General features: G+C 65.3%; 20 protein-coding genes. 16 read left to right on the top strand and 4 right to left on the bottom strand.

Annotated features, from left to right (window positions below):
- The first annotated feature begins 26 nt into the window (after window positions 1-26).
- Window positions 27-716 carry a hypothetical protein gene (locus BT183_RS19805; protein ID WP_143145921.1) on the top strand — a complete coding sequence of 230 codons (690 nt, stop codon included), beginning with the start codon at window positions 27-29 and terminating at the stop codon, window positions 714-716.
- A 27-nt stretch (window positions 717-743) separates the two neighbouring features.
- Here BT183_RS19805 and BT183_RS19800 read toward each other — a convergent pair whose 3' ends face one another.
- Together BT183_RS19800 and BT183_RS19795 are read right to left on the bottom strand one after the other, a co-directional pair.
- Window positions 744-1,667, bottom strand: coding sequence for a glycine--tRNA ligase subunit alpha (locus BT183_RS19800; protein ID WP_072346830.1), 924 nt, complete (start codon window positions 1,665-1,667; stop codon window positions 744-746).
- 92 nt (window positions 1,668-1,759) lie between these two features.
- A complete protein-coding gene (locus BT183_RS19795; RefSeq protein ID WP_072346828.1) occupies window positions 1,760-2,701 on the bottom strand; it encodes a helix-turn-helix transcriptional regulator in 942 nt (313 codons plus the stop codon).
- A 240-nt stretch (window positions 2,702-2,941) separates the two neighbouring features.
- Between BT183_RS19795 and BT183_RS19790 the strand changes: the two genes are divergently transcribed.
- The 15 genes from BT183_RS19790 (at window position 2,942) to BT183_RS20885 (ending at window position 21,552) form a co-directional block, all read left to right on the top strand.
- Entirely contained in the window at window positions 2,942-3,832 is an 891-nt protein-coding gene (locus tag BT183_RS19790; protein WP_072346826.1) for a carbohydrate ABC transporter permease, read from the top strand.
- Window position 3,833: 1 nt separating this feature from the next.
- Window positions 3,834-4,742, top strand: a complete 909-nt coding sequence (locus tag BT183_RS19785; protein WP_072346824.1) for a carbohydrate ABC transporter permease — start codon at window positions 3,834-3,836, stop codon at window positions 4,740-4,742.
- A 5-nt stretch (window positions 4,743-4,747) separates the two neighbouring features.
- Window positions 4,748-5,872 (top strand): ABC transporter ATP-binding protein, encoded by a 1,125-nt coding sequence (locus BT183_RS19780; protein WP_072346822.1) that lies wholly within the window; start codon window positions 4,748-4,750, stop codon window positions 5,870-5,872.
- Between the two features lie 23 nt (window positions 5,873-5,895).
- Window positions 5,896-7,155, top strand: a complete 1,260-nt coding sequence (locus tag BT183_RS19775) for an ABC transporter substrate-binding protein (RefSeq protein WP_072346820.1) — start codon at window positions 5,896-5,898, stop codon at window positions 7,153-7,155.
- Window positions 7,156-7,204: 49 nt separating this feature from the next.
- Entirely contained in the window at window positions 7,205-8,725 is a 1,521-nt protein-coding gene (gene pglA / locus BT183_RS19770; RefSeq protein ID WP_143145920.1) for a polygalacturonase PglA, read from the top strand.
- Window positions 8,722-9,819, top strand: a complete 1,098-nt coding sequence (locus BT183_RS19765; RefSeq protein WP_425290588.1) for a glycoside hydrolase family 88/105 protein — start codon at window positions 8,722-8,724, stop codon at window positions 9,817-9,819. The genes pglA and BT183_RS19765 overlap by 4 nt, the downstream gene beginning before the upstream one ends.
- 437 nt (window positions 9,820-10,256) lie before the next feature.
- Window positions 10,257-13,469: a trifunctional glycoside hydrolase family 18/polysaccharide deacetylase/glycosyltransferase family 2 protein gene (locus tag BT183_RS19760; RefSeq protein WP_143145919.1), complete on the top strand. Its 3,213-nt coding sequence runs from the start codon at window positions 10,257-10,259 to the stop codon at window positions 13,467-13,469.
- Window positions 13,470-13,558: 89 nt separating this feature from the next.
- Window positions 13,559-14,647: an AbrB family transcriptional regulator gene (locus BT183_RS19755; RefSeq protein ID WP_143145918.1), complete on the top strand. Its 1,089-nt coding sequence runs from the start codon at window positions 13,559-13,561 to the stop codon at window positions 14,645-14,647.
- A 196-nt stretch (window positions 14,648-14,843) separates the two neighbouring features.
- Entirely contained in the window at window positions 14,844-15,800 is a 957-nt protein-coding gene (locus BT183_RS19750) for a Bug family tripartite tricarboxylate transporter substrate binding protein (RefSeq protein ID WP_072346812.1), read from the top strand.
- Entirely contained in the window at window positions 15,790-16,338 is a 549-nt protein-coding gene (locus BT183_RS19745) for a tripartite tricarboxylate transporter TctB family protein (RefSeq protein WP_244545401.1), read from the top strand. Before BT183_RS19750 ends, BT183_RS19745 begins: the two co-directional genes overlap by 11 nt.
- A 3-nt stretch (window positions 16,339-16,341) precedes the next feature.
- On the top strand, window positions 16,342-17,826 hold the full coding sequence (locus BT183_RS19740; protein ID WP_072346808.1) for a tripartite tricarboxylate transporter permease: 1,485 nt from the start codon (window positions 16,342-16,344) through the stop codon (window positions 17,824-17,826).
- Between the two features lie 63 nt (window positions 17,827-17,889).
- The gene (locus tag BT183_RS19735) at window positions 17,890-19,413 is read left to right on the top strand and encodes an MmgE/PrpD family protein (RefSeq protein ID WP_072346806.1); all 1,524 of its coding nucleotides are present in this window, start codon (window positions 17,890-17,892) and stop codon (window positions 19,411-19,413) included.
- Window positions 19,414-19,416: 3 nt separating this feature from the next.
- Window positions 19,417-20,295, top strand: coding sequence for an isocitrate lyase/PEP mutase family protein (locus BT183_RS19730; protein ID WP_072346804.1), 879 nt, complete (start codon window positions 19,417-19,419; stop codon window positions 20,293-20,295).
- A 1-nt stretch (window position 20,296) separates the two neighbouring features.
- The gene (locus BT183_RS19725) at window positions 20,297-20,977 is read left to right on the top strand and encodes a GntR family transcriptional regulator (protein WP_072346990.1); all 681 of its coding nucleotides are present in this window, start codon (window positions 20,297-20,299) and stop codon (window positions 20,975-20,977) included.
- 407 nt (window positions 20,978-21,384) lie between these two features.
- Window positions 21,385-21,552: a hypothetical protein gene (locus BT183_RS20885; protein WP_177282657.1), complete on the top strand. Its 168-nt coding sequence runs from the start codon at window positions 21,385-21,387 to the stop codon at window positions 21,550-21,552.
- Between the two features lie 45 nt (window positions 21,553-21,597).
- Here BT183_RS20885 and BT183_RS19720 read toward each other — a convergent pair whose 3' ends face one another.
- The gene (locus BT183_RS19720) at window positions 21,598-22,542 is read right to left on the bottom strand and encodes a Gfo/Idh/MocA family protein (protein ID WP_072346802.1); all 945 of its coding nucleotides are present in this window, start codon (window positions 22,540-22,542) and stop codon (window positions 21,598-21,600) included.
- Window positions 22,543-22,611: 69 nt separating this feature from the next.
- Window positions 22,612-23,763, bottom strand: a complete 1,152-nt coding sequence (gene prpC / locus BT183_RS19715) for a bifunctional 2-methylcitrate synthase/citrate synthase (protein ID WP_072346800.1) — start codon at window positions 23,761-23,763, stop codon at window positions 22,612-22,614.
- Between the last annotated feature and the right edge of the window lie 200 nt (window positions 23,764-23,963).

Genomic DNA, 23,963 nt, shown 5'->3' with positions numbered 1-23,963 from the left:
TGAAGCTCGTTTTCACAGATTTCGGCATGGCGCTGCGGGTGGGGGGTGTACTTCTTGCCGTTCAAGCGATCACAGGGCTTGCCGCTCTGGGGTTTATATTCGCGCAAGGGATATGGCTGCTGCCCGGCTTCGTTTTTATCGTCATTTCAACGGCGACATTTTTGTGGTTCGCCGTCGCCTGGCACCGATATGTGCTGCTTAATGAGGCTCCGTCAGGTTTGGTGCCCAATTTTTCAGGCGAGCGCGTCCTTGCCTATTTCATCGCTGGCGTCATCGTTGGCCTAATCGGCTGGCTTGCCATGGTCGTGATGATGGTACCGGTGGGATTTGTGATTGCAAGCGGGGCAACTGCGCCACTCTTGCTTGTCATCACCGCAATGATTTGGACTATCGGATTGCTTATATTTTTTCGCGTCGGGTTGATATTGCCTGCCAGTGCATTGAAACAGCGCCTCAAGGTAAGCGAGGCCTGGGCGCTAACCAGCGGAAAGTCTGGCAGCATTGTTGCTCTGGCCATCGGATGGGGATTGACCAACTTTCTGCTGGACCTTATCGGCGCAGGTCTAGCAGGCCCTCATACGGCCAATCACATCGCTAGTCTGGCTTGGACTGCTTGGTCGTTTTGGCTGAAATCCATCATAGGAGTGAGCATCCTCACCACGCTCTACGGCTTTTACGTCGAAAAGCGCTCCATCGGCACGCTAGTGCCCAGCTGACTGGATGCGACCCCGGCGGAGGGAGCCTCAGGCCCCGCCGCCTGCCGTCTTGAGCCAGGCGCCGCCGCAGGCCTTGGCCAGTTCGCGGATGCGCAGGATGTAGCTCTGCCGCTCGGTCACCGAGATCACCCCGCGCGCATCGAGCAGGTTGAAGCTGTGGCTGGCCTTGATCACCTGCTCATAGGCCGGCACGGCGAGGGTATGGCGCCCGTCGACCTCGCCCTTTTCGAGCAGGGCGCGGCATTCCTTTTCGGCATCGGCAAAGTGCCGGAACAGCATCTCGGTGTCGGCGGCCTCGAAATTGTAGCGCGAGAACTCTTCCTCGTTCTGGAGGAAGACATCGCCATAGGTCACCTTGCGGTCGCCCTCGCCGCCGTTGAAATTGAGCTCATAGCCATTGTCGACGCCCTGCAGATACATGGCGATGCGCTCGAGCCCATAGGTGAGCTCGCCGGCCACCGGGTTGCAGTCGAACCCGGCCACCTGCTGGAAATAGGTGAACTGGCTCACTTCCATCCCGTCGCACCAGCATTCCCAGCCCAGCCCCCAGGCGCCCAGCGTCGGGCTCTCCCAATCGTCCTCGACAAAGCGGATATCGTGGATTTTGGCATCAAGGCCGATCTCGGCGAGGGAGTCGAGATAGAGCTGCTGAAGATTGTCGGGCGAGGGCTTCAGGATCACCTGGAACTGGTAATAGTGCTGGAACCGGTTGGGGTTCTCGCCATAGCGCCCGTCCTTGGGCCGGCGCGAGGGCTGCACATAGGCGGCGTTCCAGGGTTTCGGGCCCAGCGCCCGCAGCGTCGTGGCCGGGTGGAAGGTGCCGGCGCCCATCTGCATGTCATAGGGTTGCAGGATCACGCAGCCCTGCCGCGCCCAGTACCGCTGCAAAGTCAGGATCAGCCCCTGGAAGGATTTGCGGGGGTCTAGGGTGGGCTCGAGCGTATCGGTCATGGCGCTTTGGGTCCGGGCGACGAAGTCGGCGGGACCCTATTTGCGCCAGCCACACCGGTCAATGCTCTCCTCTTGGAGCAATGGCATGGGACTCACGGCCCCAGCGCCTTTTCCGGATCGAAGGCCGAAGGCAGCCCCATCACCACCCCTGATTCCTCGACGAAATGCCGCCCCTCCCGCGACTTGACCAGCAGCCGGTAGGAAGACGGCGAGGTGCCGAAATAGCGCTTGAACTGGCGTGAGAAGTAATAGACGTCCGAAAACCCGGTGCGGGCCGCCGCCTGCTTGACTGAATGGCCGGCGGCCAGCCAGTTCATCGCCCGTTCGAGGCGCTTGAACTCGACGAATTTGGCCGGCGTGTAGCCGATGCGCTGGCGGAAGGCGCGGCGGAAATAATCAAGATTGTAGGGCAGGCTCGCGAGGCATTCCTCCAGAACCCCCTCGCGCAGCGGATCGCCGGCGATGCGCGCCGCCACCAGCATGATGTGCAGCGACAGCGCATCGGGGCTGGCGCTGCCGGCCAGCGCCTGCTCGCGCCAGCTGACGAAGGCGGCCTCGAGATAATCGAGCAGGATGAACATGAAGATCGGATATTGCACCAGCGTCGTCGAAGAGGCCGGCGCAATCGCCAGATAGTGCCGCACCATCGGCTCGACCAGGTCCCAGCGGGCAAAGCGCGCCTTGGGGCGCAGCTGCATCTGGCCGATGAGGTCGGCATTGCCAAAGAGCGTCAGCGTGAAATGCTGCGCCAGCCCGGTATAGAGCGCGCCATCGTTGAGCCAGCCCACGAAGCGGCTGCCGGCGGGGATCAGCATCGCGTCCCCCGGCTCCAGCACCAGCGACACCCCGTCGAGTTCATAGCGTGCCGAGCCGGTCAGGCAGACCACCAGATCATGGACGTCGTTGGATTTTTCCACCCGCCAGCTCGCGGTGTGGCGCATCTTGATGGTCGATCGCGACAGCCCCAGCGTCAGCGCATCCGAGGGTATGCCCCCCAGCACGCTGGCGCCACCAGCACCTTCGATTTCATCCATCCTTTTCTCCCGAACCGTCAATTCCCCCAAGCGGCGTGACGCTTTCATATCAGGTCAACCGAAAGAACCGGCAAGAAAGATCGGTATTCGGCAGGGAAGACGATCGTAATCTCTGGATATCGACAGACCGGCCTTCCGCGTACGGGGCCGTGATGCTCGTATATTCATGCACGATTGCGCAGGAGGCCGGCTCCCGCTCTGCCCCTTTGCGGCAGGCGCCCCGGCATGAGAGGAGGCCCGATGGGCGGAGACAGCAAATATCTGGGGCTCGCCTATGTCACGCCCTACATCATCGGCCTGCTGATCTTCACCGCGATCCCCTTCGTGGCGTCGTTCTACCTGTCCTTCACCACCTACAACCTCATGTCGGCGCCCGTCTGGGCCGGCATCCAGAACTATGTCGAGCTCTTTACCAGGGATCGCACCTTCCAGCGCTCGCTCGGGGTCACGCTCTCCTACGTCTTCATGACGGTGCCGCTGAAGCTTGCCTTCGCGCTCTTTATCGCCGTTATCCTCAATTACCGGCTCAGGGGCATCAATCTCTTCCGGACCGCCTTTTATGTCCCCTCGGTGCTCGGCGGGTCGGTGGCGATCGCGGTGCTGTGGCGCTACATCTTCGCCGATACTGGCATCGTCAACATGGTGCTCCTCTCGGTCGGGGCCGAGCCGGTCAACTGGTTCGGCGATCCCAAATACGCGCTCTTCACCATCACGCTGCTGCGCGTCTGGCAGTTCGGCTCGGCCATGGTGATCTTCCTTGCCGCGCTGCAATCGATCGACCAGTCGCTCTACGAGGCGGCCGCCATCGATGGCGCCAAGAAGTGGCAGGTCTTCACCTTCATCACCCTGCCCCTGATCACGCCCGTCATCTTCTTCAACATGATCATGCAGACGGTCGAGGCGTTCCAGGAGTTCAACGGCCCCTTCATCATCACCGACGGCACGGGGGCGCCCCTGCGCTCCACCTATTTGCTGCCGCTCTACATCTACGACTCGGCCTTCCGGCGCTTCAACATGGGCTACGCCTCCGCGATCTCCTGGGTGCTGTTTGCCATCATCATGGTGCTGACGCTGCTGGCCTTCTGGTCATCCAAGCGCTGGGTCTACTACGCCGGCGACAGGAGGAGCTGACATGAGCGCCGAGACTGCCACCATCGCCCTCCCCGATACCGCCGACAGCGCCCGCGCCAATGCCGCGACGCGCCGGATGGAGAAGATTTCCTCGACGGTCCGCTACACGATCCTGATCGTGGTCGGTTTCATCATGGTCTATCCGCTGCTTTGGCTCATCGGGGCATCGTTCAAGTCCAACCAGGAGATCTTCACCAATCCCTCCTTTATTCCGTTCGAGCCCACTCTCGACGGCTATGTGGAGGGGTGGAAGACCTCGACGCCCTATAATTTCGGGCAGTTCTACTGGAACACCTTCCTCATCGTCCTGCCCAAGGTGATCGGCACGGCGATCTCGGCGACGCTCGTGGCCTATGGCTTTGCGCGCTTCGAATTCCCCTTCAAGCGCCTGCTGTTTGCCACCCTCATCGCCACGCTGCTTCTGCCCAATGTCGTGACCCGCATCCCGCAATATCTCGTGTTCCGCGATCTGGGCTGGCTCGACAGCTACCTGCCGCTCTGGGTGCCCTCGGCGCTGGCGGGCGATGCATTCTTTGTCTTCATGCTCATCCAGTTCCTGCGCGCCATTCCGCGCGACATGGAGGAAGCCGCCCGCATCGATGGCGCCAACACCCTGCAGACGCTGATCTTCATCGTCATTCCCATGCTGTCCCCGGCCATCGTTTCGGTCTGCCTCTTCCAGTTCATGTGGACCATGAACGACTTCCTGGGGCCGCTGATCTACATCTCCTCGGTGGCCAAATACCCGATCTCGCTGGCGCTCCAGCTTTCGATCGACGCCACCGAAGCCTTCTCCTGGAACAAGATCCTGGCCATGACGGTCATCTCGCTGGCGCCCTCGCTGGTGGTCTTTTTCCTCGCCCAGAAACACTTCATCCGCGGTGTCGCAACCGGCGGAACCAAGGGCTGACGCACATGGCAAGCCTCGATCTCGTCAATCTCGAAAAGACCTATGGCAATGGCTTCAAGGCCGTGCACGGCATCAACCTCTCCATCCGCGACGGCGAGTTCATGGCCTTTGTCGGCCCCTCGGGCTGCGCGAAATCCACCACTTTGCGAATGATCGCGGGGCTCGAGACCGTCACCTCGGGCGAAATCCGCATCGGGGATCGGGTGGTGAACAACATCGTGCCGGGCGAGCGCGGCATCGCCATGGTGTTCCAGAACTACGCGCTCTATCCGCACATGAAGGTGTTCAACAACCTCGCCTTCGGGCTCAAGCTCGCCCGCCGCAAAAAGCCCGAGATCGAGGGCGGCGTGGCCGCGACCGCCAAGCTGCTCGAGATCGAGCAATTGCTCGAGCGCCTGCCCAAGCAGCTCTCGGGCGGGCAGGCGCAGCGCGTCGCGGTGGGGCGCGCCATCATCAAGAAGCCGCAGGTCTTCCTCTTCGACGAACCACTCTCGAACCTCGATGCCAAGCTGCGCGCCTCGATGCGCGTGCGGCTCATCGAGCTGCACCGGGCGCTCAAGGATGACGGACTCTCCTCGACGGTGGCCTATGTCACCCATGACCAGACCGAAGCCATGACCATGGGCGACCGCATCTGCGTGATGAAGGACGGGCGCATCATGCAGGTCGATGATCCGGTGACCATCTATTCGCGCCCCGCCAATGCCTTTGTCGGCGGTTTCATCGGCAGCCCGGAGATGAACATCGTGCCGGCGACCCTGGGCGGATCGGCCGATGCGCCCACTTTAACGATTGCCGGCCACACGCTGCGCTATGGCGCCGCGCTGGGCGCCCGCATCGCCCCCGGCACCGGCAAGGCGGTGCAACTGGGCATCCGCCCGCAGCACCTGCAGCCGGTGGGAGCCAATGGCGATGGCCTGCCAGGCCGGGTCGCCCATGTCGAATATATGGGCCACGAAGTCTACCTGCATGTCGCGGTGGGCGGGCTCAACCTCGTCTCGGTGGTACCGGGCGAGGCCTTCGATCGCAGCAAGCTCAGGGATGACCGCATCTGGCTGCGGCCGGCCGAGGACCTGCTGCATCTGTTCGATTCGGAAACGGGGCAGACCATCAGCCTCGGCCGCGCGTGACTGCAAACACAAGGGAGGACACCATGAAGACCAGGGTTTCGATCATTTTCGGCCTCGCAGCCGTTCTGGGCTCGAGCGTCAGCGCCGGCGCGGTCGATCTGCGCATGAGCTGGTGGGGCGGCGATGCCCGCCATGCCGCCACGCAGGAGGCGATCAAGTTCTGCGGCGACAAGCACGGCCACACCGTGGCGGCCGAATATGGCGGCTTCGGGGGCCATCAGGAGAAGGTGACCACCCAGCTCGCGGGCGGCACTGAGCCCGACATCATGCAGATCAACTGGCCGTGGCTGCCCCTGATGAGCAAGGATGGCTCGGGCTTTGCCGATCTCGCAACGCTTGGGGAACTCGACACCTCGAACTGGACCGCGGCGGACCTTGCCGCCGGCACCACCAATGGCAAGCTCAACGGGCTTTCGGTCTCCACTACCGGCCGCGTCTTTTTCATGAATGCCACCGCCTTCGAGAAGGCCGGGCTCGCCATTCCCACCACCTGGGACGAACTGATCGCCGCCACGCCCAAATTCAAGGAGGTGCACGGCCAGAACGCCTACCCGTTCTATGCCGCCGGGCTCGACGCCTTGCTGATCGTTTCGCTCGTCACCACGCAGATGACCGGCAAGGACCTCATCGATCCGGCCACCAACACCGTGGCCTGGACGCCGGCCGAGCTGGCCAAGGGCATCGCCTTCTATCAGTCGCTGGTCGATACCGGCACCATCCAGAGCTGGCAGGATGCGGCCGGCAGCGGCAATACCAACCTCCAGGAGCGCGCCGACTGGATCGAAGGCCGCATCGGCGGGGCCTATCAGTGGGATTCCACCTATTCCCAATATGCTGGCCCCCTGACCAAGGGACAGACACTGGTCTCCGTGCCGATCCTCAAGGTCTCCGACGCGCTGACCGACGGGGTCTATCGCAAGCCTTCGATGGTCTGGTCGATCTCGGCCCGCACCCCCAATGCCGCAGCGGCCGCGACCATTCTCAACTGCCTCGTCAACGATGAGGGCGCGATCGCCATCATGGCCGGCCATCGCGGACTGCCGGCCAATGCGGCGGCGGCCGAGCAGCTTCTGGCCTCGGGCGGCATCGACGAGAACGTGGTGGCCGCCAACCGCCTCGTGATGGAGGCCGAAGGCCCCACCGTCTCGCCCTATAACGAGCATCCCGAGATCCGCGACATCTTCCAGTCGACGCTCGAGGAGTTCGCCTATGGCCTCCTCTCCGCCGACGAGGCCGGAGAGACGATCATCGACAGCATCAACGGCGTGCTCGCACGCATCTGACCCTCAAAGGAGAGCGGGCCGGAGCGGCAAGGCTCCGGTCCCCTGCATCATGACGAAACCTGATCGGCTGAGGCTCGTCCATGCGGCAACGCGGACGGCCGTGGTGGAACTCATGCGCGAAGGCGGTACCTATGCCCTGCCGTCGCCCCTTGACTGGACGCTTCATCGCGATGGCGTCGTGGCGGCGCGCGGGCATACGGACCGCCATGTCTTCACGCTCTGCGGCCTTGCGCCCGATACCCCCTATCTCCTCGCCAGCCACGAATACGAGCCCCTGCCCCTGCGCACGATGGCCGAAACCGCGCTGGTCTCGATCCGCGACCATGGCGCCAATCCCGATGCCGACGACAACAGCGCAGCCATCCAGGCTGCTATCGCCGCGGCGCCCGAAGGCGCAACTGTCGTCATCCCGCCCGGCCCCTGGGCGAGCGGTCCGCTGTTCCTCAAATCCCATCTGACGCTGCTGCTCGAAAAGGGCGCAACGCTCAAAGGCCTCGCCGACCGCAGGCTTTATCCGGCCCTGCCTGCCTACGACGCCTCCGGCCGCATGCTCGGCAGCTGGGAAGGCGAACCGGCCGCGACCTATGCCAGCCTCCTCACCGCCATCGGGGCCACAAACCTTACGATCACGGGGGAAGGGGTGATCGACGGCAATGCCGCCGCCGGTGACTGGTGGGACTGGCCCAAGGAGACGCGCAACGGCCTGCGCCGCCCGCGCACCCTGTTCTTCTCGGGCTGCCGCGACATCACCATCACCGGCATCGCGGTGCGCAACTCCCCCTCCTGGACCATCCATCCGCTCGACTGCGAAGGCGTGCTCGCCGCCGATCTCCTCGTCGAGAACCCCAAGGAGTCCCCCAATACGGACGGCCTCAATCCCGAGAGTTCGCGCCATATCCGTATCTTGGGCGTGCATTTTTCAGTCGGCGATGACTGCATCGCCATCAAGGCCGGCAAGCGCGGCAGCCATGCCTATCCGCACCGCCCGACCAGCGATGTCGAGATCCGTCGCTGCCTCATGGAATTCGGCCATGGCGGGGTCGTCATCGGCTCGGAAATGAGCGGCGGGGTCGAGGATGTGCGCGTCGCCAATTGCCGCTTCGTCAACACCGATCGCGGCCTGCGCATCAAGACGCGGCGCGGCCGGGGCGGCCATGTGCGCCATGTCAGCTTCGCCGATGTCGAGATGGATGGGGTTCTGACCCCCCTTTCGATCAACGGCTTTTATTTCTGCGATCCCGATGGCCGCAGCCCCCAGGTCCAGTCCCGCACGCCCGCCCCGATCGGCGAGGATACGCCCGCGATCTCGGACATAAGCTTCACCCGCGTTTCGGCACGCAACGTCCACCACGCCGCCGCCCATGTGCTGGGGCTGACCGAAGCGCCGGTCGAGCGTCTCGTCATCGCCGACTATGTCGTCGCCTTCGCCCCCGAGGCCGAGGCCGGCCCGCCCGACATGGCCAGCGACCTGCCCGATCTGCGCCATGCCGGCATCGTCATCGCCAATGCCACGGCGCCGGAGGTTTCCGGCGTCACCTTCCTCTCCGAGCCTTCCGGGACACCGCCATGATGATGGCCTATTTCGACGCCTTCGCGCGGGACTATCGTTACTACAAGGGCGGCGCCTGGTGCTATGAGGATGGCTGCATCTATCGCGGCCTCGCCCTGCTCGATGCCGCCGATCCGGGCGGCCCGTGGTTTGCCCATCTCAAGCGCCTCGTCGATGGGCAAATTGACCCCGATGGGCATCTCGCCGGCTATCGCCCCGAGGACTTCAATCTCGACAATGTGCAGGCCGGTCGCGCCCTGCTCTTTCTGCATCGCCGGCTGGGCGATGTTCGCTACCGCATCGGCGCCGACGCTCTGGCCGCGCAATTGCCCCTCCAGCCGCGCACCCCCGGCGGCAATTACTGGCACAAGCTGGTCTATCCCCAGCAGGTCTGGCTCGATGGGCTCTATATGGCGCTGCCCTTCCAGCTCGACTATGCCCTCTTGGTCGGCGACAGGCAGCTTTACCGCGACGCCATCGCGCAGATGGAGAGCGCCATAATCCTTCTGCGCGATGCCGGCACCCGCCTCTATCGCCATGGCTACGATGCGGGCAGAGTGCAGGATTGGGCCGATCCGGTCACTGGGCTCTCGCGTGCCTACTGGTCGCGCGCCATGGGCTGGCTGGCCATGGCGCTGGTCGATGTCGCCGAACTGGCTGGCCCCGATGCCGGGGCGATCACCGCTGCTTGCACCGATCTGGCCGATATCCTTGCCCAGCATCAGCAGCCCGATGGCCGCTGGTTGCAGGTCACCGACCTGCCCGATCTTGAGGGCAATTATCCCGAATCCTCAGCCACTGCGATGTTCGCCTATTTCTACATCGCGGGAACTCGCTTGGGACTTCGGGGTCTTTCAGCCGAACCGGGGCTCAGGGCGCTGGCCGGGCTCGAACGGCATGCCCTTGCCCCCTCGCCCTCGGGCCGCACGGAGCTTCAGCAGATCTGCTACATGGCAGGGCTCGGCGGCTTTTCGGGTCGCAATCGCGATGGCAGCGTCGGCTATTATCTCTCGGAGCCCATAGTCGCCGACGATTCCAAGGGGGTCGGCCCGCTGATGATGGCGGCAGCCGAGCGCCTGATGCGTGAGCGACAGCCCTTGGCTACGGCCGTCTAAACCACTGTTTTCCAAAGCCTTTTACCGCCCGCGCTCCCCGGAGACGCGGGCGCTGCCATTCCATTGCCTTTTATCAGTTAGGGTTAAAAAAGGGTTACCAGCGCGCGCCCAGAACGACAGTGTTAATGAAAGGTTACTCATTGCCAGAACCGTAACCTTTGCGAAGTCGTCCTGTGACCAGAGCTGCGCCTGCTTCCGATCGCCCAATCTTTTACAACGAGACCGGCCTGCGCTGGCGCCTCTTCCTTTTCATATCCCTTGTCATTCTCGTCGTAGTCGGCGCAACCGCTTGGGTCTTTTCGAGCCGGATACTGGCCAATGGCCCGGTCGATCGCGTTTTCGACTTCGATCGCGCGATGATGGCTGACCATTTCGTAGCTAATTCACGTAGGGAGTCTGTGGCGGAAGTGACCGCCCCGGCCTCCGAAGAAAAAGCCATGGGCGGCCCCCTGCTGCCGGCGGTTGCCGGAACGGCCGTGCCGTTGCCGCTGACCCCTTCGGCCCTGCCCGATGCCGTGCGCGGCGCGCTCGAACCGGTCGGGCCCGAAACCCTGCGCCGCCGTCCTGTCCGCGCGCTCGGGCTCGGCGCCGATGGTGCCGGCGCCCGCCGCATTCACGCGCTCTGGCCCGAGGCGACCCAGGCCGGGCTTGCCACCGCCATGGCCGAGGCCAGCCATATCGATGTGCTGCATCCGGGCTGGCTGCGGCTCGATGATCCCGCACAGCCGCTGCACCTGGCACTCGGCGCCGAAGCGCGCGCCACGCGGGACCAACTCCTGCGCCTCAATCCGCGCCTCGCCATCCTGCCGCTCCTCGCGCCCTGGGATGGTGCGGCACTCGCTACCCGCCTTTCCACCCTTGCGGGCCGGCAGTCGCTCGCCACCGAAATCGCAGCGGCGCTCGCGGCCGAAGACCTTGCGGGCCTTCTCATCGATTTCACCGCCCTGCCCGATGCCGCGACGGCTGATCACGCCGCCTTTCTCGACATCCTGCGCTCAACCCTGCCCGAGGGCGCCGAGATCGGGGTCAGGCGCAATCTGGGCGATGGCGCCGAACCGTCCCTGATTACTTCCGCAGATTTCATCGTGCTCGATGCCTTCGGTACTCCGGTTCCCGCAGGCGGCGCACCCATCGCCCCGCTCGACTGGCTGGCAGCTAACGCCGAACGCTGGCTCGATGCAGTGGCGCCCGGGCGCCTCGTCTTCACCCTCCCCGGCCACGCCACCCTCTGGCGCGGTGAGGCCGCAGCGCCCGAACAGCTCGACTTCTCAGCCGCCGTCGCTCTGGCCGAATCGGTGGGCGCCACCAGTCTTTTCGATGCCGCGAGCCGCACTGGCCGCTTCGATTTCCGTGCCGGGGACGGCACCACCAGCCGCGTCTGGCTCTCGGATGCCGCGACGCTCTTCAACCAGCTCGCCATTCTCGATGCCGCCGGAGCCCGCCGTATCGGCATCGACCGGCTTGGCGAGGGCGACCCGCAGGTCTGGACGCTGGCCGCCGCCCTCCACGCACGCGGCGAGTTGTCGAGCCACGCCGCCGAGGCCTTCGCCTATGCCTCCGTCCCCGAAACGCAGGGGAGCGGCGAGCTGGCCTATATCTCAGGCACCGCCAGCATCGGCGCCCGCCAGATCGCCCATGCGCGCGAGGACGGGCTCATCAGCGACGTCCGCGTCGCCCGCTTCCCCACCCGGCAGACCCTGCACAATTTCGAGAGCCCGAGGGACCGCCGCATCGTCCTCTCCTTCGACGATGGCCCCAGCCCGGCCAACACCCAGCCCATCCTCGATATCCTCGCGCAAAAACAGGTGCCGGCGGTCTTCTTCGTCGTCGGCGATGCGGTGCTGCGCCACCCCGAGGGCCTCCGGCGCATCATTGCCGCCGGCCATGAGGTGGGCAACCACACCTTCAGCCACGTCAACATGGCCGAGATCTCATCCGAGCAGTTCCGGCTCGAACTCAACAGCACGCAGGAGCTGATCGAAAGCGCCGGCGGGGTGCATTCGCGCCTCTTCCGGCCGCCCTATCTCATCAATCGCGAGCCGCCGAGCCCGATCAAGCAGGCCAATTTCGATCTGCTGCTCGAAGCCGGCTACATCTCGGTGAACGCTGCGGTGGATTCCGTCGACTGGGCCGCCGACAGCCCCGCCCGTATCGTCGCCCGCACACTCGCCGCCATCCGCTCGGGCGAGGGCCACATGCTGCTGATGCATGATGGCGGCGGCCCGCGCTCCATGACCATCGCCGCCCTGCCCGAAATCATCGACCAAGCCCGCGCCGAGGGCTATGAATTCGTCTCGCTGGCCGATTATTTCGGAGTGCCGCCCGAGGCGCTCAACCGGCCGGTCGGGGCCGATACCCACCCGCTCTACCGCGCGCTCGTAATGCCGGTCGTGGGCACCTATCACTGGGCCGGCGGGGTGTTCTTTGCCATCATCGGGGTCACCATGATCATCGGTATCGGCCGCATGGTGGTCGTGCTGGCGCTCTCGGCTTTCGCCCGGCCCCAGCGAAGGCTGGTGCTGCCCGACCCGGCCCCGCTCGTCTCGGTCATCGTGCCCGCCTATAACGAAGAGGCGGTGATCCTTGCGACGCTGCGCTCGCTGCTGGCCTCGGACTATTCCAATCTCGAGATCATCGTGGTGGACGATGGCTCGAAGGACAACACCTTTGCCCTCGTCACCCGGCACTATGCCGGCCATCCCCGCGTCGTGGCGCTCACCAAGCCCAATGGCGGCAAGGCTTCGGCGCTCAATCTGGGCATCGCGCGCGCCAATGGCGCCTATTTCATCGGGCTAGATGCCGATACCCAGTTCGGCCGCGACACCATCTCCTGGCTGATCGCCGGCTTCACCGCGCCCGACATCGCGGCGGTGGCGGGCAATGCCAAGGTGGGCAACCGGCACACCATCCTCACCAAATGCCAGGCGATCGAATACATCACCTCGCAGAACCTGGACAAACGCGGTTTCGAGGTCATCAACGCCATCACCGTGGTGCCCGGCTGCGTCGGGGCGTGGCGCCGCGATGCGGTGCTGGCGGTCGATGGCTATTGCGACCGCACGCTGGCCGAGGATGCCGACCTCACCGTTCGCATCCTTTGCGAGGGCTATCGCATCGTCTATGAGCCGCGCGCCATCGCGCTCACCGAAGCGCCGGCCTCGCTCAGGGATTTTCTGAAGCAGCGCTTCCGCTGGTCCTTTGGCACCCTGCAGGTCATCTGGAAGAACAAGGGGCTGCTCGTCACCTCGCCCAACAAGGCGGTGGGCTGGCTGGTCATTCCGCAGATGGTGCTCTTCCAGCTCACGCTGCCCTTCCTCGCTCCGCTGCTCGATCTGGCGCTGATCTGGGCGGTCTCCACCGGGCTCTGGCACATGGGGATGAACCCCGGCCAGTCGATGCCCGACCACAATCTCATGATGATCCAGTCCTGGCTGCTCTATACCGTGCTCGACGGCATCTATGGCCTGGCCGCCTATGTCGATGAATGGAAGGAAGACAAGAAGCTCATGCTGATGCTGCCGGTACAGCGGCTGTTCTACCGGCATCTGCTCAACTTCGCGCTCGCCAAGGCCATCATCCTCGCCATTCGCGGCCGCATGGTGGGCTGGGGCACGCTCAAGCGCGAGGGTACGGTGGCGCTTTCGGGCTGAGGCAAGCGGCCGATCCGGGCGAACCGGTTTCCACTTCGGCTGGAACGCTCTAGAAGGCGAAATCGCTTCGCTATTCCGAAGGCCGCCTCTTGCCCGCTCCAACGACCCAGCCCGCCCTGCCGATGTCGAAACTCCTGCCGCGCATGGCGCTGGCGCTCGGGCTCGGAGCCGGTGGCGGCGCGCTGTTCTTTCTCCTGCACGTGCCGCTGCCCTGGCTTCTGGGCGCCCTGACCGCCTGCGTCGTCGGCGCGCTGCTCAACCTGCCGATCCGCATGCCCGAAAAGGTGCGGCCGCCGATGTCGGTGATCATCGGGGTGATGCTGGGCTCAACCTTCACCCCGCAGATGATGGCCGGCGCCCTGGGCTGGCTGCCGAGCCTGGTGGGGCTCGCCTTCTTCCTCGCGGCGGCCGGGGCGGTGACCATCACCTATTTCCGCTTCGTGGCCGGCTACGACATGCGCACCGCCTATTTCTGCGGCATGCCGGGCGGGCTCGTCGAAATGGTGCTTCTGGGCGAGAGCGCCGGGGCCGACACCCGCAAGGTCGCGCTCGTGCATGCGGCACGCGTCATGCTGGTGATCTTCGCTGTACCCTTCATCGTGCAGATGATGACGGGCGCCAACCTTGCCCGCCCGGCTGCCGATGCCGCCACCTTTGCCGATCTGACGCCGATGGCGGGCCTCTGGTTCTTCATCACCGCCGCGCTCGGGCTCGTGGTGGCGCGGTTTGCGCCCATTCCGGCCCCCTACATGCTCGGGCCGATGATCGTCAGCCTCATCGTACATCTGGCGGGATGGACCACCTTCAAGCCGCCGGTGGAACTGGTGATCTTTGCCCAGATCGTCATGGGCTGCGCCATAGGCTGCCGCTTCATCGGCGTCGGAGCCGGCGAATTGCTGCGCATGATCCTGACGTCGATCGGCGCCACCGCGGTGATGCTGACGGTCACGATGATCTTCGCCTGGGGCATGGGCGCGCTCTTCGGGCTCAATCCGGTGCAGGTGCTGCTGGCCTATTCGCCCGGCGGACTGATGGAGATGGGGCTCGTGGCCCTCGCCCTCAACATCGAGGTCGCCTTCGTGATCGTGCACCACCTCGTGCGCGTGCTGATGGTCTCGACCGGCGCCGCGCTGGTCGCCGGCCCGCTGGGGTTTCGCACCCGGCCGCCGACGGCCTGACCCGAGAAATCTGTCGACACATTCGTTTCCAGCGCGCGCCTTATTGACAGGCTTTAGCGGATTTGGTCATGTCTGCCACCAGTTCTGTCGACACAATGCCCCTAATGGCATGGCGGCGGCTGGACCAAGACAGCGCCTGCCACCCCGGCCGATGCAATGCGGCGGGGCAGCGTGCGGGCGCACAAGGAGGAAAACGATGAACCTTAAATCCGCAGTCCTGCCGGCCGCCCTGGCGCTCGGCCTTCTGACCGGCGCCGCCCAGGCGCAGGTCAATGTGATGCTGCCGGCCGGCACCGGCGGCGGCTGGGACACCACGGGCCGCCAGGCCTTCGCGGCGATGAACGCGGCCGGCATCTATACGGGCGGCGTCAACTTCACCAATACCGGGGGCGCCGGCGGCACCATCGGGCTCGCCGAGTTCCTGTCGACCTCGACCGGTTCGGCCGATGCGCTGGCTGTGTTCGGCGCCATCACCGTGGGCGCCATCGAACTCAACAGCTCGCCCATCAACCTCGCCGAATTCCGCCCCGTCGCGCGCCTCACCGCCGAGTATCTGGTGATCGCGGTTGCGGCCAATTCCGACATCGATACGCTCGAAGAGCTGGCTGCGGCCCTAAAGGCCAATCCGGGCGGCACACCCGTCGGCGGCGGCTCGGCCGGTGGCGTCGACCATATCGCGCTCGCGCTCTTTGCCCAGGCGGCCGAAGTGCCGGTGGCCGACCTCAACTACATTCCGCAGACCTCGGGCGCCGAGACGGTGACCGGCATCGTCAACGGCACGCTCGTCGCCGGCATCTCGGGCACCTCCGAGTTCAGCCAGTTTGCCGAGCAGGGCCGCATCAAGATCCTCGGCGTCACCTCGGCCGAGCGTCGCGAGAGCCTGCCCGACGTGCCGACCTTCGCCGAAGCCGGTTATGACGTCGAGCTCGCCAACTGGCGCGGCGTCCTGGCCGCTCCGGGCGCTCCGGACGACAACTACAGCATGTGGGTCGAGAACTTCGCCAAGCTCGCCGAGTCCGATGCCTGGAAGCAGGTGCTCGCGACCCAGGGCTGGGACGACTATTATCTGGGCGGGGAAGAGTTCGGCGCCTTCATCGCCGAGCAGACCGAGACCCAGGGCCAGATCCTGCGGGATGCCGGCCTTGTCAACTGAAGGCCAGACGACAAATGAGGGGGGTGGCCGCAAGGCTGCCCCCTATCGCCGCCCCTACTGGCTGGGTGCGCTCGTGTCCGCCATGGGCGCGCTCTGGCTCTATAACGCCTATTTCCTGCCCCAGGGCGCGCGCTATGCCGCCATCGGGCCGGGCCTCTTCGTCACGATCGCGGGCGCGGGCCTCCTGATCCTGGGCATCATCCTCATGGTGCAGATCCATCGTGGCGAGCGCTTCGAGCCGCAGGATGCCGAGGATGCCGCCGCCGATGCGCCGATGGACCGCAACGCGTTCCTCATCGCGCTGCTCGCTGTGGTTCTGCCCATCATCATCATGCGGCCGTTCGGCCTGCCGATCACCGCCATGATCGCTTTCACGCTGGTCTGCCGCGCCTTCGGCTCGCGCGCCTGGGTGGTGAATCTGATCACCGGCGCCATCATCGGGGCGCTCGCCTGGTTCCTGTTCAGCCGCCTCGGCCTGCAGCTGGGCCCGTTCTTCGGGCAGCGGTCGAACACGCTTTTTGCCTTTCTGGGGTTCTGATCGATGTCGACATTCGAACTCCTGATGCAGGGCTTCGGGGTTGCGCTGCAGCCCGTCAACCTGATGTGGGCGCTGATCGGCTCGGTGCTGGGCACCGCCATCGGCATCCTGCCCGGCATCGGCCCGGCGCTGACCATCGCGCTGCTCCTGCCCGTCACCATCACGCTGGCCCCGGAATCGGCCTTCATCATGTTCGCCGGCGTGCTGTATGGCGCCATGTATGGCGGCTCCACCACCTCGATCCTGATCAACACCCCGGGCGAAGCCGGCTCGATGATGACGGCGCTCGAGGGCAACAAGATGGCCCGGGCCGGGCGCGGCGCCGCGGCGCTCGCCACCGCCGCCATCGGCTCGTTCGTAGCCGGCACCATCGCCACCCTCGCGCTCACCTTCATCGCCCCGGCGATCGCAGAGCTCGCCTTCTATTTCCGCCCGGCCGATTATTTCGCCATCACCGTCCTGGCTTTCTGCTCGGTCGCGGTCGTCATGGGCCGCTCGCGCACCCGTGGCTTCATCTCGCTCTTTATCGGCATCGCGCTCGGGGTCGTGGGCATCGATGCCATGGCCGGCCAGCCGCGCCTCACCTTCGGCATGATGCAGCTCCTGAAAGGCATCGAGCTCACCGTGGTTCTGGTGTCGCTCTTTGCCGTGGGCGAAATGCTCTATGTGGCGAGCCGCTATCGCTCGGTGCCGGGCACCATGGTCTCGATCAAGGGTCAGTCCTGGTTCACCCGCAATGATTTCAAGCGCTCCTGGGCGCCATGGCTGCGCGGCACCGCCATCGGCTTCCCGCTCGGGGCGCTGCCGGGTTCGGGCTCCGAAATTCCCACCATGCTGTCCTATACGCTGGAGCGTAAGCTCTCGCGTTCGGGCGAATTCGGCAAGGGCGCCATCGAAGGCGTGGCGGGTCCCGAGGCGGCCAATAACGCTGCTGCCGCCGGCATTCTCGTGCCGCTCCTCACCCTCGGCCTGCCCACTTCGGCCACCGCCGCGGTGCTGCTCGCCGCCTTCCAGAATTATGGCCTGCAGCCGGGCCCCAACCTCTTTTCCAACAATCCGGCGCTGGTCTGGGGCCTGATTGCCTCGCTCTATATCGGCAACTGCATGCTGCTGGTACTCAACCTGCCGCTGGTCGGGCTCTGGGTGCAGCTGCTGCGCATTCCGCGCCCGCAGCTTTATGCCGGCATTCTCGTGTTTGCCATGATCGGGGTGTGGGGGCTGGCGCAGTCCTGGGTCGATCTCACCATCATGGCGCTGGTGGGGCTCATGGGCTACGTCATGCGCGTCTATGATTTCCCCATCGCTCCGGTGCTGATCGGGCTCATCCTCGGGCCGATGGCCGAGGGCTATCTGCGCACCGCGCTTGCCGCCTCGCAGGGCAATCCGGTCGCGCTCGTTTCCACCCCTGTTTCTGCGACGGTGATGACCATCGCCGTCCTGATCTTCGCCCTGCCGCCGCTCCTCAAGCGGCTCAAGGCCGACGCCTGACGGATGGCTCCGGCTGCGTGCCGGAGCCGCACGCCCCTTTCCTTGCAGCCTATGTTGAGTTCAATGATCAAGCACGACGTCAAGGTCCACCCCTCGGCCGATAATTTGCCCCGCGACAAGCAGCTGGCCTGGGCCATCGCCCGCTTCGCCGCCAATGTCGGGCCCATCGAGGATGATGTGCGCGAGATGATTGCGTGCCGCATCGTCGACAATGCCAGCGTGGCGCTCGCCGCCATCAACCGCCGGCCCGTCGCCTCCGCGCGCGCCATGGCTTTGGCCCATCCGAGAAAGAAGGGCGCAACGCTTTACGGGCTGTCGCCCTCGATCCGCGTCGATGCCGAATGGGCCGCCTGGGCCAATGCCACCGCCGTGCGTGAACTCGACTATCACGACACCTTCCTTGCCGCCGACTATGCCCATCCCGGCGATGCCATCTCCCCGCTCGTGGCCGTGGCCCAGCAGATGGGGCTCGATGGCGAGGCGCTCGTGCGCGGCATCGCGGTCGCCTATGAGGTGCATGTGGCGCTGGTGAAGGCCATTTCGCTGCACAAATACAAGAAGGACCACATCGCCCATCTCGCGCCCGGCACCACGGCGGGCATCGGCGCCATGCTGGGCCTGCCGGTCGAGCAGATCTTCCAGGCCGTCAACCAGACGGTGCACCTGGCCTTTTCCACCCGCCAGTCGCGCAAGGGCGAGATCTCGTCGTGGAAGGCCTATGTGCCGGGCCATTCGGGCAAGCTCTGCATCGAGGCGGTAGATCGCGCCATGCGCGGCGAAGGCTCGCCCTCGCCCATTTATGAAGGCGAGGATTCGGTCATCGCCTGGATGCTGGGCGGCAAGTCCGATGCCTATTCGGTCTATCTGCCCGCCGATGGCGAGAGCCCGCGCGGCATTCTCGAAACCTACACCAAGGCACATTCGGCCGAGTACCAGGCGCAGGCCCTGATCGATCTGGCCATCGACCTGGCTCCGCGTATCGGCGATCTCTCGAAGGTCAAGTCGATCCTGCTCGAAACCAGCCACCACACCCATCATGTGATCGGCACCGGCGCCAACGATCCGCAAAAGCTCGATCCCGAGGCCAGCCGCGAAACGCTGGACCACTCGATCATGTACATCCTCGCCGTCGCGCTCGAGGATCGCCGCTGGCACCATGTGGACAGCTACACCCGCGAGCGCGCCCGTCGGGCCGCCGAGACCGGGCTCTGGCACAAGATCACCACGGTGGAAAAGCCCGACTGGACGACCCGCTATCTCGATCCCGATCCGGACAAGCGAGCCTTTGGCGGCCGCATCGTGGTGACGCTCGAAGACGGCACGGTCATCGCCGAGGAGCGGGGCGTTGCCGATGCCCATCCCAATGGCGCCCATCCCTGGACCTGGCCCGACTATCGCGGCAAGTTCGAAACGCTGGCGAGCGACATGCTGCCCACCGAGGCGCGTGAAGCCTTCTATGCCGCCGTGCGCGGCGTGGCCGGCCTTAAGGGTACCGAACTCGATGCCCTGATGCCGTCGCTGCCCGAGGGGCAGGTGAGCCCCAGCCGGCCGACCGGTGAAGGCATCTTCGATCGCGGGCTGGAGTAGGCCATGGGCGCGCGCGAGATCAACAAGGCGTTCCGCGCCCGCCTCGGTGGCGGGCCGGTACTGCTGCCGGGCGCGGCCAATGCGCTGGCGGCCCGCATCATCGAGGATATGGGCTTCGAGGCCATCTATCTCTCGGGGGCCGGGCTCACCAACACCTATCTGGGCATGCCCGATCTCGGCTTTGTCAGCCTCCCCGAGATCGCCCAGCATGTGGCCACCATCCGCGATGCCACCAACCTGCCCATCATCGTCGATGCCGATACAGGCTTTGGCAATGCGCTCAATGTGCGGCACACCATCCGCACGCTGGAGCGGGCCGGCGCTACGGCCGTGCAGCTTGAAGACCAGGTCAATCCCAAGCGCTGCGGGCATTTCTCGGGCAAGGACGTGGTCGACCTCACCGAGGCACGCAGCCGCATCAAGGCGGCCGTGGATGCGCGCGAGGACGGGAACCTCCTGATCCTCGCCCGCACCGACGCACGCGCGACGCAAGGTTTTGACGCGGCCATCGAGCGGGCCCAGGCCTTCATCGAGGATGGCGCCGACATCACCTTCGTCGAGGCCCCCGAAAGCGTCGATGAGATCCGCGCCATCCCGGCCCGGCTCACCGGCACGCCGCAACTGGTCAATCTCGTGGTGGGCGGGCGTACGCCGATCATCGGGTTCGACGAGCTCGGGCAGATGGGCTTTTCGCTCGTGCTCTATGCCAATGTCGCGCTCCAGGGCGCGATCTACGGCATGCAGGCGGCGCTCGGCCAGCTCAAGGCCGATGGCCGGCTGGGCGAGGATGGGCCGGTGGCCAGCTTCAAGGAGCGGCAGCGTCTGGTGCGCAAGCCCGAATTCGACGCCCTCGAGAAGCGCTATGCCGGAGACGGGCGCTGACATGACCGGCGAGGCGGGCGCGGCGCTCGTCGATGAGGAGCGCTCGCTCGCCGATGCGCTCTTTGCCCGCCTCTCCGAAGCCATCGTCTCGGGCGATTTCGGCCCGGGCGAAAAACTCTCCGAGCCCCGCCTCGCCGCCCGTTTCGGGGTGAGCCGCGGACCCTTGCGCGAGGCGATCAGACGGCTCGAGGAGCGCAAGCTCGTCGAGCGCGCCCCGCGCCAGGGCGTGCGGGTGGTCACCCCATCGCTGCCGGCGGCCGTCGCGCTCTTCAAGATCCGCGAGGTGCTCGAAGGGCTGGCGGCGCGCGAGGCAGCAGAGCGGGCCACGCCCTCGGACGTCGCCGGGCTCGAAGCCATGATGGCCGAACACCGTACGGCGCTCGAGCGGCCCGATGCCATGGTCTATTGGCAGGCGACCGCGAATTCCGATTTTCATTTCGAGATCGCGCGGCTGGCCCGCAACGACCAGCTCTTCGATCTACTCTGCAACGAGTATTACACGCTCTTCCGGCTCTATCGCATGCAGCACCGCATCGTGCCGGGCCGCGCATTGCGTGCCCTTCAGGAGCATGAGCGCATCGTCGGCGCCATCGCCGACCGCGATGGCGAACTCGCCGAATTCCTCATGCGCCGCCACATCGCATCGGCCCGCCTCTCCCTCGAGGCGTCGGCGCGGCAGTAGAGATGGAAAGTCGTCGGTGTCATTCCGCGCAGGCGGGAATCCAGCCTCTCTTGACGTCCAAGCGCTATCTTGGCCATCGCAAGCTGGATTCCCGCCTGCGCGGGAATGACACCGTGGTTGTGGCGGAATGGTGCAAAAGCCGACATGTGGGGACTATCAAAGGACCTCACCCTGAGGAGCCTCGCAGAGGCGTCTCGAAGGGCGAGGTCCGGGCCCCATCCTCTCCGCCCTCGTGGTTCGAGACGCGCCTTTGGCGCTCCTCACCATGAAGGCGCGAGGAGATCAGGGAGCCCCAGCAGTACCCTCTCACGCCAATCCTGACCCCGCTGCATGGCTCCCTTGCACCGTCATCCCTTGTCCTTTGGCCATAAGGGCCCAAATAAACGGCACACGCAAGGAGAGATGAAATGACCAGCACCAAGTCGAACGGCTTCATGAACCGCGCCCGCAATTTCGTGGCCAGCGCCGAGTCGCTCTTCGCTGTTGCCGGTGCCATCGAAGGCCGCCGCCGCCCCGCTCGCGCCGACCTCGAGCGCCTGGGCATCGACGCCGACAGCTTCTACAAGATCGGCTAAGGCCTCTTCCTTCTCCCCTCGAGGGGAGAAGGAAAAACGCAGCCCCTACCGCCCTGTGGCATCCATCAGCAGCCTGTGGGTGCGCAGGGCGTCGGCATAAGAACAGGTGAGGATCGAGGGATCGTTGGCCCGCACCGCGGCCAGAAACGCCCGATCCTGGATGCGATAGGCGTTTTCCACCAGCGACAGCCGCCGCGTCTCGCCGTTTTCGGTCAGCGTCGCGCCCGTCAGGTCGATCGAGACCAGCAGGTGTTCGGCGATGAACCGCAGGCTCAGGCTTTCGGTCTTGTCGAGCACGCAGGCCGTGGTGAAGACGCCCGGCGTGCCATCGCCAAACTCAACCAGCATCGCCTGCGCCGAAGCGACGTCCGCATCCTCGAAATGTCGCGTCGGCGCGGGATTGGCGCGATGGGCCACCGGCACCGCCGGCCCCAGCAGGTGCAGCGCCAGATCGACCAGATGGGTCGCCTGCTCCACCAGTTGGCCGCCGCTCGTGGCGTTGCGCCGCCACCAGAGTGGCCCGGGCGTCCGCGTCAGGTATTCCCCGATCACCATGCGCACCGGATGCGCCGCGAGCGCCTGCCGCACTTCGCCCAGCACATCCATGGCGCGCAGATTATAGCCCACCCCCACCACCAGCCCGGCCTTTTCGATCGCCGCCGCGATGGTCTCGGCGGTCTGCCGGTCCGTGGCGATGGGCTTTTCGACAAGGAAGGGAATGCGGGCCGCAATCAGCCTGGCCTCGATCTCCCCGTGCTGGTGGGGCGGCACCGTGACGATGGCAATATCGGGCCGCGCCGTCGCGATCAGCGTATCGAGGTCCGAAAAGACCTCTCCGCCGTAATCGGCCGCCAGTGCAGGACCCGATGGCCCGCCAGTGCCCAGATGGGCGACCACTGCCACATCGCTGTCGCGCCCGATCATCTCGAGGTGGCGGCGGGCGAAATGGCCGGTGCCGATCATTGCCAGTCTGAGCGCAGCCGCATCCATGCCGATATCCTCTCTAACAACAGGCGAGGCCGATGCGGCCCCGCCTTTAGGGTCATGCCAATATCGTGGCTATCCACGCTGGTCGAGGGGAACGAAGGCGAGGTTTTCGGGCCCGACATAATTGGCTGAGGGACGGATGATCTTGTTGTCGGCCCGCTGCTCCATCACATGGGCGCTCCAGCCCGAAGTGCGCGCCACCACGAAGAGCGGGGTGAACATCGCGGTGGGCACCCCCAGCATGTGGTAGGAAACAGCGCTGTACCAGTCGAGATTGGCGAACATGGTCTTGGTCGCCTTCATCACCTGTTCGATGCGCTCGGCGATCTCAAACATGCGCATTGAGCCGCGCGTTTCCGAGAGCGAGCGCGCCACCTTTTTGATCACCTCGTTGCGCGGGTCGGAGACGGTATAGACCGGGTGTCCGAACCCGATGATCACTTCCTTTGCCTCCACCCGGCGCCGGATATCGGCCTCCGCTTCGTCGGGCGTGGCGTAGCGCTTCTGCACGGCAAAGGCATATTCATTGGCCCCGCCATGCTTGGGCCCGCGCAGCGCCCCGATGGCCCCGGTGATGGCCGAATACATATCCGAGCCCGTGCCCGCTATGGTGCGCGCGGTGAAGGTCGAGGCGTTGAATTCGTGCTCGGCATAAAGAATGAGCGAGGTATGCATCGCCCGCACCGCCTCGGCATCGGGCGCCTTGCCGTGCAGCAGATGCAGGAAGTGCCCGCCGATCGAGGCATCGTCGGTCTCGATGGTGATGCGCCGGCCATTATGGGAAAAATGGTACCAGTAGAGCAGCATCGAGCCGAACGAGGCCATCAGGCGGTCGGCAATGTCGCGCGCGCCCGGCGCATCATGGGCTTCCGCCTCGGGCAGAACGCAGCCCAGCACCGAGGCGCCGGTGCGCATCACATCCATCGGGTGGGCCGAAGCGGGCAGCGTTTCGAGCGCGCGGCGCACCGCATCGGGCAGGCCGCGCAGCGCGATCAGCTTGTCGCGATAGGCGGAAAGTTCAGCCTCGGTCGGCAGCGTGCCATGCACGAGGAGATAGGCGATTTCCTCGAATTCCGAGCTTTCGGCGATATCGAGGATGTCGTAGCCGCGATAATGCAGGTCATTGCCGCTGCGCCCCACCGTACAGAGCGCGGTGTTGCCGGCAACCACGCCCGAAAGGGCCACGGATTTCTTTGGCTTGAAGCCTGCGGGCGCGTCGCTCATTGCGCGTCTCCTCTCCTGTTGTTGAGGTGAACCATGCGCGAGCCGGGGCCTGCGCGCAAGCCGGCCACGGCGCGCCCTCAGCCCGCCGCGACGGGAAATGCATGAGGCCATGCGTAGAAATACGGCAGCGTGGAAAGCGCCACCGGTTTCGGCGCGCCGCGCGAGCGGCTAGATGAGTGTCAGCCTCTTCCGCCGCGCCC

The sequence above is a fragment of the Devosia enhydra genome (genome assembly GCF_900119845.1).
GTDB lineage: Bacteria > Pseudomonadota > Alphaproteobacteria > Rhizobiales > Devosiaceae > FPKU01.
The sequence above is the reverse complement of the archived record's forward strand: the minus strand, read 5'-3'. Positions and strand labels throughout refer to the sequence as shown.

Coding starts and splice junctions, on each gene's coding strand:
- BT183_RS19805 (WP_143145921.1), top strand. CDS start 27: ATGGCGCTGCGGGTGGGGGGTGTACTTCTTGCCGTTCAAGCGATCACA.
- BT183_RS19800 (WP_072346830.1), bottom strand. CDS start 1,667: ATGACCGATACGCTCGAGCCCACCCTAGACCCCCGCAAATCCTTCCAG.
- BT183_RS19795 (WP_072346828.1), bottom strand. CDS start 2,701: ATGGATGAAATCGAAGGTGCTGGTGGCGCCAGCGTGCTGGGGGGCATA.
- BT183_RS19790 (WP_072346826.1), top strand. CDS start 2,942: ATGGGCGGAGACAGCAAATATCTGGGGCTCGCCTATGTCACGCCCTAC.
- BT183_RS19785 (WP_072346824.1), top strand. CDS start 3,834: ATGAGCGCCGAGACTGCCACCATCGCCCTCCCCGATACCGCCGACAGC.
- BT183_RS19780 (WP_072346822.1), top strand. CDS start 4,748: ATGGCAAGCCTCGATCTCGTCAATCTCGAAAAGACCTATGGCAATGGC.
- BT183_RS19775 (WP_072346820.1), top strand. CDS start 5,896: ATGAAGACCAGGGTTTCGATCATTTTCGGCCTCGCAGCCGTTCTGGGC.
- pglA (WP_143145920.1), top strand. CDS start 7,205: ATGACGAAACCTGATCGGCTGAGGCTCGTCCATGCGGCAACGCGGACG.
- BT183_RS19765 (WP_425290588.1), top strand. CDS start 8,722: ATGATGATGGCCTATTTCGACGCCTTCGCGCGGGACTATCGTTACTAC.
- BT183_RS19760 (WP_143145919.1), top strand. CDS start 10,257: ATGGGCGGCCCCCTGCTGCCGGCGGTTGCCGGAACGGCCGTGCCGTTG.
- BT183_RS19750 (WP_072346812.1), top strand. CDS start 14,844: ATGAACCTTAAATCCGCAGTCCTGCCGGCCGCCCTGGCGCTCGGCCTT.
- BT183_RS19740 (WP_072346808.1), top strand. CDS start 16,342: ATGTCGACATTCGAACTCCTGATGCAGGGCTTCGGGGTTGCGCTGCAG.
- BT183_RS19735 (WP_072346806.1), top strand. CDS start 17,890: ATGATCAAGCACGACGTCAAGGTCCACCCCTCGGCCGATAATTTGCCC.
- BT183_RS19730 (WP_072346804.1), top strand. CDS start 19,417: ATGGGCGCGCGCGAGATCAACAAGGCGTTCCGCGCCCGCCTCGGTGGC.
- BT183_RS19725 (WP_072346990.1), top strand. CDS start 20,297: ATGACCGGCGAGGCGGGCGCGGCGCTCGTCGATGAGGAGCGCTCGCTC.
- BT183_RS20885 (WP_177282657.1), top strand. CDS start 21,385: ATGACCAGCACCAAGTCGAACGGCTTCATGAACCGCGCCCGCAATTTC.
- BT183_RS19720 (WP_072346802.1), bottom strand. CDS start 22,542: ATGGATGCGGCTGCGCTCAGACTGGCAATGATCGGCACCGGCCATTTC.
- prpC (WP_072346800.1), bottom strand. CDS start 23,763: ATGAGCGACGCGCCCGCAGGCTTCAAGCCAAAGAAATCCGTGGCCCTT.